General features: G+C 40.9%; 16 protein-coding genes. 12 read left to right on the forward strand and 4 right to left on the reverse strand.

The features are described 5' to 3' along the window. Positions 1 to 534 precede the first annotated feature (534 nt). From HMPREF1321_RS02605 to HMPREF1321_RS02635, 7 genes are all read left to right on the forward strand, one after another. Positions 535 to 1608 (forward strand): PCMD domain-containing protein, encoded by a 1074-nt coding sequence (locus tag HMPREF1321_RS02605; protein ID WP_009421258.1) that lies wholly within the window; start codon positions 535 to 537, stop codon positions 1606 to 1608. Beyond that, entirely contained in the window at positions 1601 to 2383 is a 783-nt protein-coding gene (locus HMPREF1321_RS02610) for a porin family protein (protein WP_009421263.1), read from the forward strand. Before HMPREF1321_RS02605 ends, HMPREF1321_RS02610 begins: the two co-directional genes overlap by 8 nt. A 35-nt stretch (positions 2384 to 2418) precedes the next feature. Continuing rightward, positions 2419 to 2982, forward strand: coding sequence for a helix-turn-helix domain-containing protein (locus tag HMPREF1321_RS02615; protein WP_009421255.1), 564 nt, complete (start codon positions 2419 to 2421; stop codon positions 2980 to 2982). Positions 2983 to 3080: 98 nt separating this feature from the next. Then, on the forward strand, positions 3081 to 5582 hold the full coding sequence (locus tag HMPREF1321_RS02620) for a heavy metal translocating P-type ATPase (protein ID WP_009421252.1): 2502 nt from the start codon (positions 3081 to 3083) through the stop codon (positions 5580 to 5582). 196 nt (positions 5583 to 5778) lie between these two features. Further along, positions 5779 to 6453 (forward strand): succinate dehydrogenase cytochrome b subunit, encoded by a 675-nt coding sequence (locus HMPREF1321_RS02625; protein WP_009421261.1) that lies wholly within the window; start codon positions 5779 to 5781, stop codon positions 6451 to 6453. Positions 6454 to 6457: 4 nt separating this feature from the next. Continuing rightward, positions 6458 to 8488, forward strand: a complete 2031-nt coding sequence (locus HMPREF1321_RS02630; RefSeq protein ID WP_009421251.1) for a fumarate reductase/succinate dehydrogenase flavoprotein subunit — start codon at positions 6458 to 6460, stop codon at positions 8486 to 8488. A gap of 6 nt (positions 8489 to 8494) precedes the next feature. Next, positions 8495 to 9247, forward strand: a complete 753-nt coding sequence (locus HMPREF1321_RS02635; RefSeq protein WP_009388732.1) for a succinate dehydrogenase/fumarate reductase iron-sulfur subunit — start codon at positions 8495 to 8497, stop codon at positions 9245 to 9247. Between the two features lie 68 nt (positions 9248 to 9315). On the opposite strand, the gene HMPREF1321_RS02640 is transcribed toward HMPREF1321_RS02635, so the two are convergent. After that, positions 9316 to 9921 (reverse strand): DUF4254 domain-containing protein, encoded by a 606-nt coding sequence (locus HMPREF1321_RS02640; protein ID WP_009421254.1) that lies wholly within the window; start codon positions 9919 to 9921, stop codon positions 9316 to 9318. An 85-nt stretch (positions 9922 to 10006) separates the two neighbouring features. Between HMPREF1321_RS02640 and HMPREF1321_RS02645 the strand changes: the two genes are divergently transcribed. The 5 genes from HMPREF1321_RS02645 to HMPREF1321_RS02665 are packed head-to-tail and all read left to right on the forward strand — an operon-like array spanning position 10007 to position 12973. Beyond that, positions 10007 to 10561, forward strand: coding sequence for a glutathione peroxidase (locus HMPREF1321_RS02645; RefSeq protein WP_009421250.1), 555 nt, complete (start codon positions 10007 to 10009; stop codon positions 10559 to 10561). A 20-nt stretch (positions 10562 to 10581) separates the two neighbouring features. Next, complete coding sequence (locus tag HMPREF1321_RS02650; RefSeq protein ID WP_009421253.1) at positions 10582 to 11502, forward strand: VirK/YbjX family protein; 921 nt, start codon at positions 10582 to 10584, stop codon at positions 11500 to 11502. Between the two features lie 4 nt (positions 11503 to 11506). Beyond that, positions 11507 to 12223 carry a bacillithiol biosynthesis deacetylase BshB1 gene (bshB1, locus tag HMPREF1321_RS02655; protein WP_009421249.1) on the forward strand — a complete coding sequence of 239 codons (717 nt, stop codon included), beginning with the start codon at positions 11507 to 11509 and terminating at the stop codon, positions 12221 to 12223. 7 nt (positions 12224 to 12230) lie between these two features. Continuing rightward, complete coding sequence (locus tag HMPREF1321_RS02660) at positions 12231 to 12422, forward strand: hypothetical protein (protein WP_002673203.1); 192 nt, start codon at positions 12231 to 12233, stop codon at positions 12420 to 12422. After that, positions 12422 to 12973: an RNA polymerase sigma factor gene (locus tag HMPREF1321_RS02665; protein WP_002673201.1), complete on the forward strand. Its 552-nt coding sequence runs from the start codon at positions 12422 to 12424 to the stop codon at positions 12971 to 12973. The genes HMPREF1321_RS02660 and HMPREF1321_RS02665 overlap by 1 nt, the downstream gene beginning before the upstream one ends. A gap of 35 nt (positions 12974 to 13008) precedes the next feature. Here the strand turns inward: HMPREF1321_RS02665 and HMPREF1321_RS02670 are convergent, their stop codons facing one another. From HMPREF1321_RS02670 to HMPREF1321_RS11405, 3 genes are all read right to left on the reverse strand, one after another. After that, positions 13009 to 14367: a suppressor of fused domain protein gene (locus HMPREF1321_RS02670; RefSeq protein WP_009421260.1), complete on the reverse strand. Its 1359-nt coding sequence runs from the start codon at positions 14365 to 14367 to the stop codon at positions 13009 to 13011. A 229-nt stretch (positions 14368 to 14596) separates the two neighbouring features. Further along, entirely contained in the window at positions 14597 to 15685 is a 1089-nt protein-coding gene (locus tag HMPREF1321_RS02675; protein ID WP_009421257.1) for a bifunctional 3-deoxy-7-phosphoheptulonate synthase/chorismate mutase type II, read from the reverse strand. Positions 15686 to 16041: 356 nt separating this feature from the next. Further along, positions 16042 to 16317: a hypothetical protein gene (locus tag HMPREF1321_RS11405; RefSeq protein ID WP_009421256.1), complete on the reverse strand. Its 276-nt coding sequence runs from the start codon at positions 16315 to 16317 to the stop codon at positions 16042 to 16044. Positions 16318 to 16499 lie beyond the last annotated feature (182 nt).

The raw sequence follows: 16499 nt of genomic DNA on the forward strand, positions 1-16499 counted from the left end.
TTTGTCACCTTTTCCAGCTTGCCCCCCTTCGGGGGTTCGGGGGCTTACTGAATAAGTGAGTCGCTACATTCGCCCCTTTCCTTCATACTCCCTCCTAGTGCCTATGTCCTAAGGCCTAGCACCTCTTCTCTTTTCTTTCGCCTCGAAACCCTTATTTTAACATTTTTAGCGTTGTTGTATTGTGCTATGAATCAATTTTTTACACACCCTTTCTATACCAATCGTCCAAGATTCGTATAAGCTTCCTATAAGCTCTCTATAAGCTAACCCCACCCTCCTTATAGCCTTTTTTCACCAAAATCTCTCCTACTCCTATTCCGAACTTCTTCGTTTCCTTTTGCTCTCTCTAACCTATCCGATTTTGTCCGACAAGTCTCACCTATCAATAAACAATTTTTATCACTACTCATTTGCTAATTTCCTCATTTCCTCATTTTCTCATCTCCCCATTTCCTCATTTTCTAATTTCTGGCATTATTGGTATTAAAAAAAATATTTCCTACCTTTGCAGTCTAAATTCATTGAACAGCATATATGAAACTTCAAAATATCATCATTACCATAGCCTCGCTATTCACATTGCAAAGCTGTATCAAAAGCGAAGCCCCAAATACCGAAGCCGATATCCTAACCTGTGAGGTCGACGGCAATCTGCTCATTCGTGAGCCCATAATCCAAAACACTGAGGTAAAACTCTACGTAACCGATTTAGATAAAGTAAAAAACCTCGCTCCTCGCTTCACCCTTACACAAGGGGCAACTATCAGTCCTACCAGCGGTACTGTACGCGACTTCTCTACCCCTCAAACTTATGTGGTAACCTCTGAGGACGGTAATTGGCAGAAAACTTATAAAGTGAGTTGTCTTACCAATGAAATTATCGCTCACTATCACTTCGAAAACGCTCGTGTTACCGATGGCTACTACACTTTTTACGATACCTCAGTAAGCGGACAAGAAATCGCTTGGAGTAGCGGAAATGCAGGGTTTAAATTTACCAACAGTAGTGCTAAACCCGATGAGTTCCCTACAAGTCAGAGTGAGAGTGGATACAGAGGGAAATGTGTGAAACTCGTAACACAAAGCACAGGGGTTTTAGGAAAAACTTTTGGTGCTCCTATCGCAGCTGGTAATCTCTTCACAGGAAGTTTTGAAATAGATTTGTTCACCCCTGCAAAATCTACTCATTTCGGGATTCCTTTCAAAAGAAAACCTACCCATCTCTCAGGATATTACAAATACAAAGCTGGTGAAAAACTTACCGATAAAAACGGCAATGTAATACCTAACCAAAAAGACAAATGTGATATTTATGCGGTGTTCTACGAGGTAACTTCTCAAGTACCTCATTTAGATGGAACTAACATCAAAACACACAATAATATAGTGTTAATGGCACAACTAACCGACAAGAGAGAAACCGATAATTGGGTACAGTTCTCTATTCCTTTTAAAACAATAAAAGGTCGCTCTATCGATACTAAAAAACTAAAAGAAGGAAAGTATAGTCTTGCTATAGTACTTAGTTCCAGTGAAAAAGGTGCTGATTTTACAGCAGCCGTAGGTAGTACTCTTTATGTAGATGAAATGCAATTATCTTATGAATAATGAAGTTATGAAAAAGAATATCGTTATTGTATGCTTAATGCTATTGAGCTGTTTTTCATATGCGCAAAACGAACGTACTGAAACGCTTGTACAATCAGAAGCTAAAGGTTGGGAATACGAACTAAAAGCTGGCGTAAATATAGGAGGTGCAAGCCCAATACCACTCCCTAAAGAAATACGCAAGATAAAGGGATATAGCCCAAAGTTTAATGGCTCATTCGAAGGGTCTGTAACCAAATGGCTTACTCCTAAATGGGGTATCTCAGCTAGCTTACGATTCGAAGAAAAGGGTATGGAAACCGATGCGAATGTAAAGAACTACGGAATGGAGATTATAGAACAAGGTAACCACGTGGCGGGCTATTGGACGGGTGATGTACATACTACCTACAAAAGTTCATTCGTTACCTTGCCTATATCACTGAACTATCACCTTGCTAATCGTTGGAAACTGCGCTTAGGTACATTCGTTTCTTACCGTATGGACGGCAATTTCTCAGGCTATGTTACCGAAGGTTATTTACGAGAAGGTAGTCCTATCGGTGAGAAAGTAAGTTTTACTAACGGACAGATAGCCTCTTATGATTTTAGCAATCATCTCCGCTATTGGCATTGGGGCACACTGATAGGAGGCTCTTGGCAAGCGTTCAAGCATTTCAATATCAATGCTGAGCTCACCTACGGAATGAATGATATCTTTAAAAAGGACTTTAAAACAATTACTTTTGATATGTATCCCATCTATATGAATATAGGTTTTGGGTATCACTTTTAAGCACTTTATAATATCTTAATCCTTAAAAGAAATATATGACAAAGTTATTTGTAAAAAATATGGTCTGCCATCGTTGTATAATAGTACTCGATGAACAGTTAAAAGCATTAGGCTTAACACCACAAAGCATCAATTTGGGTGAAATTACTTTTACACAGGAACTTTCGTCTGATGAGATACAAGCTATCAAACAAGCTCTCTTACCCTTAGGATTTGAGGTGATGAACGATAAGAAAAGTGTTGTTATTGAAAAAATAAAATCTATCATTATCAATTTGATACATAACCAAGACAACAAACTATCGTTTAACCTTTCTGAAATACTCAGCAGTGAATTAGGTCGAGATTACGGGGCTTTATCGCGTTTGTTTTCTGAGGTAGAAGGCAGAACAATTGAAAAATTCTTTATTGCTCAAAAGATTGAGAGAGTAAAGGAACTCTTAGTATATGACGAACTGACGCTTAGTGAAATAGCTTATCAACTCAACTATTCAAGTGTAGCGCACTTAAGCAATCAGTTTAAAAAAGTTACAGGACTCACCCCTAGCTTTTTCAAGCAGATAAAAGATAACAAACGTAAGTCTTTAGATGAGGTTTAAAATCTTACAAATTAAATACAAAATTGTGTAATATCCAAGTAGATGTTTTGCTGTATCTTTGCAGCGTAAAACAAATAACTTTTTAACATTTACAATTTATGGAATACAATATAGAAGGTATGGAGTGCACAGGTTGTGCCAATACCGTACAAAAAAAGCTCTCTGAAGTAGCAGGCGTAACAGCTGTTACCGTAGATTTCGCTACTAAAAAAGCTACTGTCGAAACCGATAGAGAAATCCCTTTTGAAGCTCTTGAAAAAGCCTTAGAGGGTACTCATTATAGCATTCATCAGTCTTCAAATTCTGAAGGCTCTGGTGTTTTCTATTGTCCTATGCACTGCGAAGGCGATAAAACCTACGATCACCCCGGTGATTGCCCTGTATGTGGTATGCACTTGGTAGAACAAGTAGGAGGAGCTCAGCAACAACATCATCACCACGAAGAGTCTCCCAAAAAAGTTAAAGGCAATGGTGTTTTCTATTGTCCTATGCACTGCGAAGGCGATAAAACCTACGATCACCCCGGTGATTGCCCTGTATGTGGTATGGATTTAGTAGAGCAAGTAAGTACAGAGGCTCCTGAAGGTGAAAGTGCAGAAGACCAAAAACGCAAAAAGTTACGTCGTCATTTTTGGGGTGCTGTAGCCTTTACTCTCCCTATCTTTATCATCGCAATGAGCGGAATGTGGCACAACAATCCGCTGTATGAGCTAATGCCCGTAAGTGCTTGGAACTGGGTGCAGTTTGCGCTCTCCTTACCAGTAGTTTTCTATTTCTGCTGGATATTCTTCGAAAGGGCTTGGCGCAGTATCAAGACCTTGCACTTCAATATGTTTACCCTCATAGGGATAGGTGCTGGTGTAGCTTGGCTTTTCAGTGTAGTAGGACTGTTAGTCCCTGATATGTTCCCTGAACAATTCAAAGAACACGGCACAGTACACTTGTATTTCGAAGCTGCTACAGTCATTCTCACTTTGGTACTCTTAGGACAAGTGCTCGAAGCCGATGCCCACAGTCGTACCCAAAGCGCTATCAAAAAACTATTGAACTTAGCGCCTAATGAAGCTACTAAAATTGTTCACGGCAAAGAAGTAACCGTCTTTATAGAAGAAGTGAAAAAAGGCGATTTGCTTCGGGTAAAACCTGGGGAGAAAATCCCTGTTGATGGTGTAATTACCGAAGGTAGTGCGAGCATAGACGAGAGTATGATTACGGGCGAACCTATTCCTGCGGAAAAAGAAGTGGGCAATAAGGTATCGGCAGGTACGCTCAACGGTATGCAGTCCTTTGTGATGCAAGCCGAAAAGGTAGGTAGCGATACCCTGCTCTCTCAAATCGTACAGTTGGTACAACAAGCCAGCAGTAGCCGTGCTCCCATTCAAAATTTAGCCGACAAGATAGCCTCTTACTTTGTGCCTATTGTGATAGGTATTTCAGTGCTTACCTTTGTGATATGGTCAGTTGTTGGAGGTGAAAATGCTTACGTATACGCCCTGCTCAATGCCGTAGCAGTATTGATTATCGCTTGCCCTTGTGCACTCGGTTTAGCCACCCCTATGTCGGTAATGGTAGGCGTAGGCAAAGGAGCTCAAAACGGTATCTTGATACGCAATGCCGAAGCCTTAGAAGTGATGAACCACGTCAATACTTTGGTTGTAGATAAAACGGGTACCCTCACCGAAGGTAAACCTAGTGTGAGTCGTGTGCTCACTTTTGGCAATACTACCGAAAAAGACTTGCTACAAACGCTTTACAGTCTTAACAAGCATAGCGAACACCCGCTTGCCAAAGCTACCAATACATATGCTCAAGCACAAGGTATTACTTCCTTACCTTTCACCCACTTTGAAGCCTTAGCGGGCAGAGGAGTAAAAGCCTCTTTTGAAGGAAAAGATTATTTCTTTGGCAACGAACGTCTGATAAAAGAACTCAATATTGCTTTGCCGGAAGAAGTAAGCACTGCTGTAAAAGCCGAACAAGCGCAAGGAAAAACCGTTTCGCTCGTAGTCGTAGGAAACCAAGTGATAGGGGCAGTCGCCATAACCGATAAAGTAAAAGCCTCTACTGCTAAAGCAATACAAGAGTTGCAAGACTTAGGGGTAGAAATCGTGATGCTCACCGGTGATAATCCGCTTACAGCTGAGGCTGTAGCCAAAGAAATAGGTATCACTCAGTACAAAGCGGGAATGCTTCCTCAAAACAAGCAAGAGGAAATAGTGCGTTTGCAAGCGGAAGGTAAAATTGTAGCAATGGCAGGCGATGGTATCAACGATGCTCCTGCTTTAGCACAAGCCAATGTGGGTATCGCAATGGGTAACGGAACTGATATTGCGATAGAAAGTGCTAAAATCACTTTGGTAAAAGGCGACTTGAGTGGAATCGTAAAAACCAAAAAACTCAGCAAAGCGGTGGTGAAAAACATACGCGAAAACCTTTTCTTTGCGTTAGTGTATAACAGCGTAGGTATTCCCGTTGCGGCAGGAGTACTATACCCTATCTTTGGTATCCTGCTTTCTCCTATGTTGGGTGCTTTAGCAATGAGCTTTAGCTCTGTAAGTGTTATAAGTAATGCTTTAAGATTGAGAAGAACGAAATTGTAAAGAATAAAATAAGCAATACAGAATGTTAATATCTTCTTAATAAATCAATTTCAGCTGCTAACTCTTATTTTCCTTCTTTAAACCGAATATAAATTAAGGTTTTTGTTCATTTTTTATTGTACAACTGATAAAAATGCCGTACTTTTGTAGCGAAATTGTTTAACGTAATATATACATATATAAAACTATAAAACGAATGGCAGGATTATTTAAAACATCTGTTGCAAGAAAGGTGGCGATGGCTCTTTCGGCACTCTTTCTCATTCTCTTTCTAATCATTCACTTTGCGGTAAACATCACCTCGGTGATTAGCGAGAGTACTTACAACGAGCTATCTCATTTTATGGGTACTAACCCGCTGATTCAGTTTGCTATGCAACCTGTATTACTCGCTGGGGTGTTGTTCCACTTCATTATGGGATTTGTCTTGGAAATCCAAAACAAAAAAGCTCGTGGTAGTGAGGCATATTACAGCTATAATGGGGGGGCTAACTCCACTTGGATGTCTCGTAATATGATTATCACAGGAGTGGTGATTCTTCTCTTCTTAGGGTTGCACCTCTATGATTTTTGGGTAGGCGAAATGAACTACAAGTACATCGAGCAATTACCTCCAAACCCCGACCGCTACTACGGAGAATTAGTAGAGAAATTCCACAACCCTGTGCGTGTGGGTATTTATGTGTTAGCCTTTATCGCTTTGGCTTTGCACTTGCTACACGGCTTTCAATCATCTTTCCAATCTATGGGCTGGAAAGACGATGAGCGCAAAAAGTTTATCAGCTGCGTTGGCAATTGGTATTCTTATATTATCTGTGGAGGCTTTATCTTCATCGCCCTCTTCCATTATTTTAATCACTTAAATGCTTAATTTTATGAGTACATTAGATTCTAAAATTCCTGAAGGTCCTATAGCGGACAAATGGACGAAATATAAAGACCATATCAACCTCGTAAACCCTGCTAACAAGCGTAATATCGATGTGATTGTGGTAGGTACTGGCTTGGCAGGAGGTTCGGCTGCAGCTACCCTCGCTGAATTAGGCTACAACGTGAAAGCATTTGCTTACCAAGATTCTCCTCGTCGTGCGCACTCTATCGCTGCTCAAGGGGGGATCAATGCCGCTAAAAACTATATGGGCGATGGCGACTCTATCTATCGCTTGTTCTACGATACTGTAAAAGGGGGCGACTACCGCGCTCGTGAAGCAAACGTATATCGCCTTGCTGAAGTATCGGGTAACATCATCGACCAATGTGTGGCGCAAGGCGTACCTTTCGCTCGTGATTACGGCGGACTCTTAGACAACCGTTCTTTCGGTGGGGTATTGGTTTCTCGTACTTTCTATGCCAAAGGTCAAACAGGACAACAGCTCTTGCTCGGTTGCTATGCTGCGATGAATCGCCAAATCGCTCGTGGTAAAATTGATATGTACAACCGCCACGAAATGCTTGATGTGGTAATCGTAGACGGTAAAGCTCGTGGTATCATCGCTCGTAACCTTGTTACTGGCGAAATTGAACGCCACTCTGCTCACGCTGTGGTTATCGCTTCTGGTGGTTATGGTAACGTATACTTCCTTTCAACCAATGCGATGGGCTCTAACGCTACTGCTGCTTGGAAAATCCACAAAAAAGGTGCTTACTTTGCTAACCCTTGCTTCACTCAAATTCACCCTACTTGTATTCCTCGTTCAGGTGACTATCAGTCTAAATTAACTTTGATGTCCGAATCTTTGCGTAACGACGGACGTATTTGGGTGCCTAAGAAAATGGAAGATGCAGTGGCGATACGCGAAAAACGCAAGAAACCTACTGATATACCTGAAGAAGACCGCGATTACTACTTAGAGCGTCGTTATCCTGCGTTTGGTAACCTTGTGCCTCGTGACGTGGCTTCGCGTGCTGCTAAAGAGCGTTGCGATGCAGGTTATGGAGTAAACGAGACTGGTGAGGCAGTATACCTTGACTTTGCTTCGGCTATTGAGCGTTATGGTAAAGAACAATGTAAGATACACGGTGTTGAAAATCCTACTAAAGAGGAGATTATCAAACGCGGTGAAAAGATAGTAGAGGCTAAGTATGGTAACCTTTTCCAAATGTACGAAAAAATCGTAGCTGAAAACCCATATAAAACGCCAATGATGATTTATCCTGCAACCCACTATACTATGGGGGGTATTTGGGTAGATTACAACTTGATGACTACTATCCCTGGTTGCTATGCTATCGGTGAGGCTAACTTCTCAGACCACGGCGCTAACCGTTTAGGGGCTTCTGCTTTGATGCAAGGTTTGGCTGATGGTTACTTTGTATTGCCTTATACTATTGGTGACTACTTGGCTGCTGATATTCGTACTGGTAAAATACCTACTGATACTCCTGAGTTTGATGAGGCAGAGCGCATAGTAAAAGAGCGTTTGGCTTACTTCATCAACAATAAAGGTACGCACTCTGTAGACTACTTCCATAAAAAACTTGGTAAAGTGATGTGGGATAAAGTAGGTATGGCGCGTAATGCTGAGGGCTTGAAAGAGGCTATCAAAGAAATACGCGAAATACGCGAAGACTTCTGGAAGAATGTAAAAGTACCAGGAGAGCTAACTGGTATGAACGTAGAGCTTGAAAAAGCTGGTCGTGTGGCTGACTTCCTTGAACTTGGTGAGCTATTTGCTAAAGACGCTTTAGAGCGTAATGAGTCTTGTGGAGGTCACTTCCGTGAAGAATATCAAACACCTGATGGGGAAGCTCTTCGTGATGACGTAAATTATGCTTACGTAGCTGCTTGGCAGTACACAGGTAACCCTAAAGAGGTGGTGAATACTTACAACCCAAGCGAGGAGATTATGCATAAAGAACCTCTTGTATTTAAAGATATTGAACTAAAACAACGTAGTTATAAATAGAAAGATATGGCAACAATGAACCTGACACTAAAAGTGTGGCGACAAAAAAACTCGCAAGAGAAAGGTCGTATGGTAGATTATAAAGTAACCAACATTTCAGACCATATGTCTTTTTTGGAAATGTTGGATGTACTCAATGAGCAACTCATCGAACAAGGTGAAGAACCTGTGGCTTTTGACCACGATTGCCGCGAAGGTATCTGTGGTATGTGCTCTCTCTTCATCAACGGTGAAGCCCACGGACCTGACCGTGGGGTAACTACTTGTCAGTTGCATATGCGTATGTTTAAAGATGGTGATACTATCACTATCGAACCTTGGCGCGCTACTGCTTTCCCTGTTATTAAAGACTTGATGGTAGATAGAACTGCTTTTGAACGCATTCAACAAGCAGGAGGATATATCTCTGTAAATACTTCGGGTAATACACAAGATGCTAACGCTATTCCAATCCCTAAACGCGATGCTGACCGCTCTATGGACGCTGCGGCTTGTATAGGTTGTGGTGCTTGTGTGGCTACTTGTAAAAACTCTTCGGCTATGCTGTTTGTGGCTGCTAAAGTATCGCAATTTGCCCTTCTTCCTCAAGGTCGTGTAGAGGCTACTGAGCGCGTACTGAATATGGTGAACCAAATGGAGCACGAAGGTTTTGGTAACTGTACCAACACTGGTGCCTGCGAGGTAGAATGTCCTAAAGGTATTTCACTTGAAAATATAGCACGCCTTAACAGAGAATACCTCAAAGCAAGTATTCGTTAATTAGCAAATTTGAAAATTAACAAATAAAAAAACTGCCTCAAATTGTTTGGGGCAGTTTTTATTATCTCTTATTTACTTCCTCTCAACACCGGGTTCAACTCATCATCATTATACATTTTCATTTGTTTATAGACCTTCATATATTTGCGACCTGCAGCAATATCGTCTAAAAGCTGGTCGAGAGCGGTAGAGAGGTCTTTTTTCTGTTCGAGGAGAACATTCAGTTTTTCTTGGCATTTAGCGCGATGCTCAGGGGTGGCATCGGGGCGGTTTACTTCTTCCTCCATATGGTAAATTTTCAGTGCTAAAATAGAAAGCCTATCCACTGCCCACGCAGGACTCTCGGTGTTGATAGTAGCCTCAGGAAGTGGTTTTACCTCCTTATACAAGTCTAAAAAGTAGCTATCTATATACTCTACCATATCGGTACGATCCTGGTTAGAAGCATCGATTTTGCGCTTGAGATCAAGGGCAGCCACTGGGTCGATATGTGGGTCGCGAATAATATCCTCATAATGCCATTGCACGGTGTCAATCCAATTCTTGCGATAGAGCAAGTGATTGAGCAAGTCAGTTGATGGATAAGGGTTTGTAAAAGACTGATATACATCGTCGGCAATGTGGTATTGCGCAATACTTTCTTCAAATATTTTAAAAGCTTTCTCTGAAAACATAGTCATTAATTTTTGGGCAAATATAAAGTTTTTCTTTAATAAATCAAACCTTTTACGTAACTTTGCCACAAATTTTAATTTTTCTATGAAATACTTCACTTTTATTATCACTTTATTCACCCTCACTATGGAAAATCTACAAGCACAAAACAACGCTGATAATCAAACTATTTATCAGTTTACTGTAGAAGATATCAACGGCAAACCCTTTGCCTTTGCCGACCTCAAAGGCAAGAAAGTAATGATTGTAAACACTGCCTCAAAATGCGGTCTAACCTCTCAATACAAAGAACTCGAAGCGCTTTATCAGCAGTATAAGGACAAAGATTTTATCATTATAGGATTCCCTGCTAATAATTTCTTAGGGCAAGAACCTGGTAGTAATGAACAAATTGCTTCATTTTGCAATATCAACTATGGAGTAACATTCCCGATGATGAGCAAAATATCGGTAAAAGGAAAGAATATGCACCCTCTGTATCAGTTTCTTACCCAGAAAGCAAAAAACGGTGTAGAAGATTCTAAAGTGCAATGGAACTTTCAAAAATACCTCATTGGCAGAGACGGAAAGTTAGAAAAGGTAATCGACCCTAAAACCTTACCTTCTAGCGATGAAGTAACACAATGGATTGAAAAATAATCATATAGAATCGAGAATTAATGACGACAAGAGAACTACTACACGATGCTTTAGCTTTGACAGAACATAGTTTTGCCAACGAAAATCCCAAATACATCAAAAAACAAAAGAACAAGATACTCTTCCACACCTTGTTAAACATCCCATTTGCTAAAAAATGGTTCAGTTTGATACAATCAGAAGAGTATAAATGGGTGCTTTCACACCGTCCTCGTATTTATTTTAAGCCTTTTAGGGTGTATATGTCTACCAAATGGGGCAAGAAAGAACGAACTAAAGCCTTGCTGAGTTGTTATGCTTTTATCAAGCAACAGCCCTTTTTGACGCGTGTTATCCAAGAAGAAAAGCCTATCAAATTGGCTGAGGTCACAATGAAATACAACAGCGAAAAGGGACAAATATACCTCGGATACAATGAACGTTTCCGCAAAGAGGGGGAATTAGTGGTCTCGTTGCATTGTGATAGTTATCAGGAGGCTATCTGTGAAGCTTCTTTTGTGATTGATAAAGAAAATGAGGAGTGGGTATGTCGTATAGGCTGTGTACAAGGTAACAAAAGTGCCGAAACTGAGAATGCTATCAAAGAACTACAAAAACAAATGTATGCTCTTCGCCCTAAAGCCCTGATGATATTTATCATTCAGGAACTTAGCAGGCAATTAGGTTGCTCTGCTTTGTATGGGGTAGGCAGTAAGATACAGGCACATAACAAAAAACACTTTATTCATATAGAATGGTTGCACAAACTCAGTTTTAGTTATGACACATTGTGGAAAGAGGCCAATGGCACTCCCGATAAAGATGGGTGGTTCAAGCTCCCTATTGAAATGCACCGCAAACCAATGGAAGAGATCAAATCGAGCAAGAGGTCGCTCTATCGCTATAGGTATGAGATGTTAGACAAAATTGCAACAGAAATAAAAGAGACAATTAATAAATAACAAGATGAAATTAGATATATTAGCTTTTGGGGCACACCCCGATGATGTAGAATTAGGGGCTGCAGGCACCATTGCCAAAGAGATTAGCTTAGGCAGAAGTGTGGGCATTATCGACCTAACACAAGGCGAATTGGGCACACGTGGCAGTGCTGAAATACGACACCAAGAGGCAACCAAAGCCAAAGAGCGATTAGGGGTAAGTATACGCGAAAATTTAAAATTCCGTGATGGTTTTTTCATAAATAACGAAGCTCATCAAATGGAGATTATTAAAAAAATACGTCAATATCAGCCCGAGATAGTGCTTTGCAATGCTATAGACGACCGCCATATCGACCACGGCAAAGGTAGCAAACTCGTGAGTGATGCTTGTTTTCTCAGCGGTTTGCGACGCATCGAAACTACTCTCGACGGTGTAGCACAAACAGCTTGGCGTCCTAAAGTAGTGTATCACTACATTCAGTGGAAGAATATAGTCCCTGATTTTGTGATAGATATCACAGGTTTTATGGAAGCTAAAATGAATGCTGTGTTAGCGTACAGCTCTCAGTTTTACGACAGTAATAGCAATGAGCCCACTACTCCAATTTCTGACAAGAACTTTTTAGATAGCGTTACTTACAGAGCACGAGATTTGGGTAGGCTAATTGGTACAGATTTTGCGGAAGGTTTTACATGTGAGAGAGTTCCCGCCGTGGAATCTCTTTTTAATCTTAAATAACTGAAAAATGAAATTAATATTATTAACTATTGGTATATTACTGCTATGTGTAGCAGGTATGGCAATTAAGATTTGGGGTAAAAAAGGCGGTAAATTTGCTGGTACTTGTGCGAGCCAAAATCCACATTTAAACCCTGAAGGGGAACCTTGCAGTTTCTGCGGTCGCTTACCCGACGAACAAGAGTGCAGAAATAAATAATGGCAGAAGCACTTGCTGAAAATATAGTCGCTGCAAAAGCAGGTAAACAACGAGCTTTTAGTTGGTTGTTGGACGAGTTTTGGACTGATGTGTACAACTTTCAGCTCAAGCGTGTGAATGATGAAGTTGAAGCAGAGGATATTAGCATACAAACATTTGCTAAAGCATTCGATAAGCTCCATACTTACGACGAACGATATTCTTTCCGCACTTGGTTAATTGCTATTTCTAAAAATATTCACATAGATAACCTGAGAAAGCAAAATGAGTCGCTATTGCACTTAGATCGAGAGGAAAAGCAATCTAAAACACTGATAGATGAGACCCCCATCATAGAGGATAGCCTCATTATGGAACAGCAGTTCGACTACCTCTTAAAAAGTATAAAACAACTAAAAGAGCCTTACCGAACGGCAATACAACTGCGCTATTTGCACGAAAAAAGCTATAAAGAGATTGCCGAAGAGATGCAATCACCAATGAGCAGTGTGAAGATTACCCTGCTAAGAGCTAAGAAAATGCTGGCAGAGATATTAAAGAAAAACAGATGAGACCTTTATGTTTCATCTGTTTTTTTATGCTTGTTTTATAAAGCTACGTTCTTGCGGTGGATATCTATGACTTCGGAGATTTGGTATTCATCAAAAAGACTGAGAAGTTCATCTACACCTTCTTCTAATTTTAAATCCATTTCTTCTGGATAAATAGGCAAAATACAATAGAAATTGATAATTGTACCGTCTTTGGTGTGTAACTTTAAGAAGTCCTGTGGTGCCGATAAGTAAGGGGGCATTAGCAGTATACAACCGAAATCGGTATTGGCAATAGGTTCGGCATCGGGACCATTAGGGATAGTGTGTCCTTCGGCCATCCACGTTTTGTACTGATGAGGAAAACGCGCTATCATTTTAAGGAAGTAGATAGGCCAATAGTTATCGTCGTCTTTAAAAGCTTCATCGCTGATAGGCCAATCGGCGGGGAGGTAGACCATTAGCTCAGCGTGGCTGTAGTCGTTCGGGTCATCTAAGCCTTCGGGCAAGTACATAGGGTAATCGCTCATACCGGTAGTAAAGAGTACATTGTAAGGCGTTTCGGGGGTAGGTTTAATCCAATGTACATCTATATGCACATATTCTGAGACGATTTCGTGGAATACGCTGTCTATTTTGCCGATATATTTTTCAAAATGGTCACAAATTTCGTCCATATACACACAAGTGCGGTCAGGCAATACAAAATCGCTTCTGTCTTTTTCGGAATAGTTATAAACGTTCGAGCCTCCTTCCGATACATAATCGGGGGTAGGAGCGAAGATATTAGGCAAATCGTTTTCTTCGTCATAAGAAACGGCTTCAATGAGCGAGTGCATATCGTTGTCGTAGTACACGATTCCCTTTTCAATGTCATCAGTAAGGAATTCGAGCCAATCTTCCATAGAGTCGTGGTGCAAATCCATAAAAGAGTCTTCTATAGAATCCAACACCAAATCTATTTCTCCTATCTGACCTATTATACCTTCTTCATCGGGGTCGAGGTCTATGAACATAAAGCGCGCCCCATTGGAGAGGAATGGAATCCATTTAGGATTATAAAATTGGTTTTTTATTACCTTATCCCAGCACATATCAATCGCCTCTTCTTCATCAAAGCGGAGTGACTGCCAATTAGGCACACTCTCCAATTGCTCAAGCCAGTGTTCTTGGGTGCGTTTGATTTCTTCTAAAGGGATAAAACGCAAACCATTAAGGAAGAATACATCGTTTTCGCCTTCTTTTTGTCCGTTGAAAGTCTGGTATAGCTTTCTCACCTCAGAAGGCAAAGTAATACCCATTTCCCCCTCAAATACTGCTATTTGGGTATCCGAAACACCTTTGTTGAGACTTGCAATAAGAGGAGTTGCTTGTTCAAGTATTACGTCTAAAAAACGTTTGACAGTTTTTTCCATAGTCATTTTATACAATAGTTTTTCGCAACAAATGTACGACTTTTCTATTAAAAAACAAATATCATTTTATATTTTTTCGTTTCTCTTTCTAAATATTAAAAATATGGCATATCTTTATGTCATATTTTAATTAAACAAAAGACGTATGGACACTGGAATTACATCAGTTTTGAGCTATTTTGGCTTACTGTCTTTTTTTTCGGTAAGAAAGGTCAGAAAAGTCTATCAATCACTTTTCACTCTTTACCACTCTCTCCTGGCGGTTGATAGATTCTTGGTGAATAGCCTTAAATACCTGAATCACTAAATCCTCACTTAGGTTGCGTTGTTCGCCTTCTGATATCATTTTGCCAAGAATTTCGTGCCAACGTTGGTTTTGCAAAATCGCTACATTATTCGCTTTTTTCAGCATTCCTATCTCATCGGCTACCTCCATACGTCTTTTGAGTAAATCCAATAATTTGTTGTCCAGTATATCAATGCGCGAACGTAAATTACTTAACTGACTCACATAGTCTTCCTCAGCTACCGAAGCCTCGCGAATGCGCAAATCTCTCATTATTTGTATGAGGCGTTCAGGGGTAACCTGTTGTGCTGCATCACTCCACGCAGCATCAGGCGTACAGTGCGTTTCAATCATTAAGCCATCGAAGTTCAAGTCGAGAGCCGTTTGCGATACATCAAAAATCATATCGCGTTTGCCGGTGATATGCGAAGGGTCGCAAATAAGTGGCAAGTCAGGGAACTTGTTTTGCAGTTCAATTACCAATTGCCATTCAGGAATATTGCGGTATTTGGTCTTTTCGTAAGTAGAAAATCCGCGATGTATCACCCCCAAGTTTCTGATGCCTGCGCGTTGTAATCGTTCCAAAGCTCCTATCCATAACGGAAGATCGGGGTTTACAGGATTTTTTACCAAGATAATCTTATCAGTGCCTTCTAGCTCATCGGCTATTTCTTGAATAATAAACGGACTCACAGTAGAGCGCGCTCCTATCCACAACATATCAATATCGTGCTCCAAGGCAAGCTTCACGTGGTCTTTATTGGCTACTTCGGTAGCCGTTTTGAGTCCCGTTTCTTCTTTTACCCGTTGTAGCCATTTGAGCCCTAACGCTCCTACACCTTCAAACATACCTGGGCGGGTACGAGGTTTCCAAATACCTGCACGGAAGAAAGATACATCAGTATCTTTTAGGCTATGTGCTATTTTCAGCACTTGTTCTTCAGTCTCAGCACTGCAAGGTCCAGCAATTACTACGGGGTGGTTAAGGTGTAAGTCATCAAGCCACTGTCTATTTTCTTTGGTTATTTCCATTCTATGGGTCTTATTCTTTTAGTTGTCAGAGGGCAAAGATACAAAAAACTAAAGAATAAGTAATGAAAAACCAAAAAACTCTACATTATCAACTGATAAATCAGCAAAAAAGTAAAATATACCCATTTTCAAATCTTTAATAATTATCTTTATAATCTCTTGCCTTTGCCTTAGTTTTTTCTTACCTTCGTTCATTCTTGATTTGCCTATGCAACTCGCACTCTCATTTACTAATTCCCAAATTCGCTAATTTGCTAGTTTTTCTACCCGCCCGTGTAGCTCGCACCCTCTGCCTGTGTGGCTCACACCACCCGCCTGTGCGTCTCGCACCCTCTTTTGTTTTTCTTAGGCTTGATTCAGCTTCTCTCTATCTTCAAATAAGTCTTGTTTTTCAGACCGATAGCCTTCACCAATTTCTCTTTAAGGCTTGTCCCCCTTCGGGGGTTCGGGGGCTTCTCACTCATCTTTTTCCTATTTGCCCGTGCGGCTCGCACCGTCTGCCTGTGTGGCTCACACCACCCGCCTGTGCGTCTCGCACCTTTGGCAAAGTTGAAATCCACTAATAACCTTCTTTTTATCTCTATCTTAGCTTCAACTTTCCTTCTACTTAGGTTTGTTATTCCTTCGTTCATCGTTCGTCTTTTATTCGTTGTAGAGCCACTGTAGAGCCACTGTAGAGCTACTGTAGAGCCACTGTAGAGCCACTGTAGAGCCACTGTAGAGCCACTGTAGAGCCACTGTAGAGCCACTGTAGAGCCACTGTAGAGCCACTGTAGAGCCACTGTAGAGCCACTGTAGAGCCATTGTAGACCTA

Source organism: Capnocytophaga sp. oral taxon 412 str. F0487, from assembly GCF_000271925.1.
Classification (GTDB): domain Bacteria; phylum Bacteroidota; class Bacteroidia; order Flavobacteriales; family Flavobacteriaceae; genus Capnocytophaga; species Capnocytophaga ochracea.

Coding starts and splice junctions, on each gene's coding strand:
- HMPREF1321_RS02605 (WP_009421258.1), top strand. CDS start 535: ATGAAACTTCAAAATATCATCATTACCATAGCCTCGCTATTCACATTG.
- HMPREF1321_RS02610 (WP_009421263.1), top strand. CDS start 1,601: ATGAATAATGAAGTTATGAAAAAGAATATCGTTATTGTATGCTTAATG.
- HMPREF1321_RS02615 (WP_009421255.1), top strand. CDS start 2,419: ATGACAAAGTTATTTGTAAAAAATATGGTCTGCCATCGTTGTATAATA.
- HMPREF1321_RS02620 (WP_009421252.1), top strand. CDS start 3,081: ATGGAATACAATATAGAAGGTATGGAGTGCACAGGTTGTGCCAATACC.
- HMPREF1321_RS02625 (WP_009421261.1), top strand. CDS start 5,779: ATGGCAGGATTATTTAAAACATCTGTTGCAAGAAAGGTGGCGATGGCT.
- HMPREF1321_RS02630 (WP_009421251.1), top strand. CDS start 6,458: ATGAGTACATTAGATTCTAAAATTCCTGAAGGTCCTATAGCGGACAAA.
- HMPREF1321_RS02635 (WP_009388732.1), top strand. CDS start 8,495: ATGGCAACAATGAACCTGACACTAAAAGTGTGGCGACAAAAAAACTCG.
- HMPREF1321_RS02640 (WP_009421254.1), bottom strand. CDS start 9,921: ATGTTTTCAGAGAAAGCTTTTAAAATATTTGAAGAAAGTATTGCGCAA.
- HMPREF1321_RS02645 (WP_009421250.1), top strand. CDS start 10,007: ATGAAATACTTCACTTTTATTATCACTTTATTCACCCTCACTATGGAA.
- HMPREF1321_RS02650 (WP_009421253.1), top strand. CDS start 10,582: ATGACGACAAGAGAACTACTACACGATGCTTTAGCTTTGACAGAACAT.
- bshB1 (WP_009421249.1), top strand. CDS start 11,507: ATGAAATTAGATATATTAGCTTTTGGGGCACACCCCGATGATGTAGAA.
- HMPREF1321_RS02660 (WP_002673203.1), top strand. CDS start 12,231: ATGAAATTAATATTATTAACTATTGGTATATTACTGCTATGTGTAGCA.
- HMPREF1321_RS02665 (WP_002673201.1), top strand. CDS start 12,422: ATGGCAGAAGCACTTGCTGAAAATATAGTCGCTGCAAAAGCAGGTAAA.
- HMPREF1321_RS02670 (WP_009421260.1), bottom strand. CDS start 14,367: ATGGAAAAAACTGTCAAACGTTTTTTAGACGTAATACTTGAACAAGCA.
- HMPREF1321_RS02675 (WP_009421257.1), bottom strand. CDS start 15,685: ATGGAAATAACCAAAGAAAATAGACAGTGGCTTGATGACTTACACCTT.
- HMPREF1321_RS11405 (WP_009421256.1), bottom strand. CDS start 16,317: ATGAACGAAGGAATAACAAACCTAAGTAGAAGGAAAGTTGAAGCTAAG.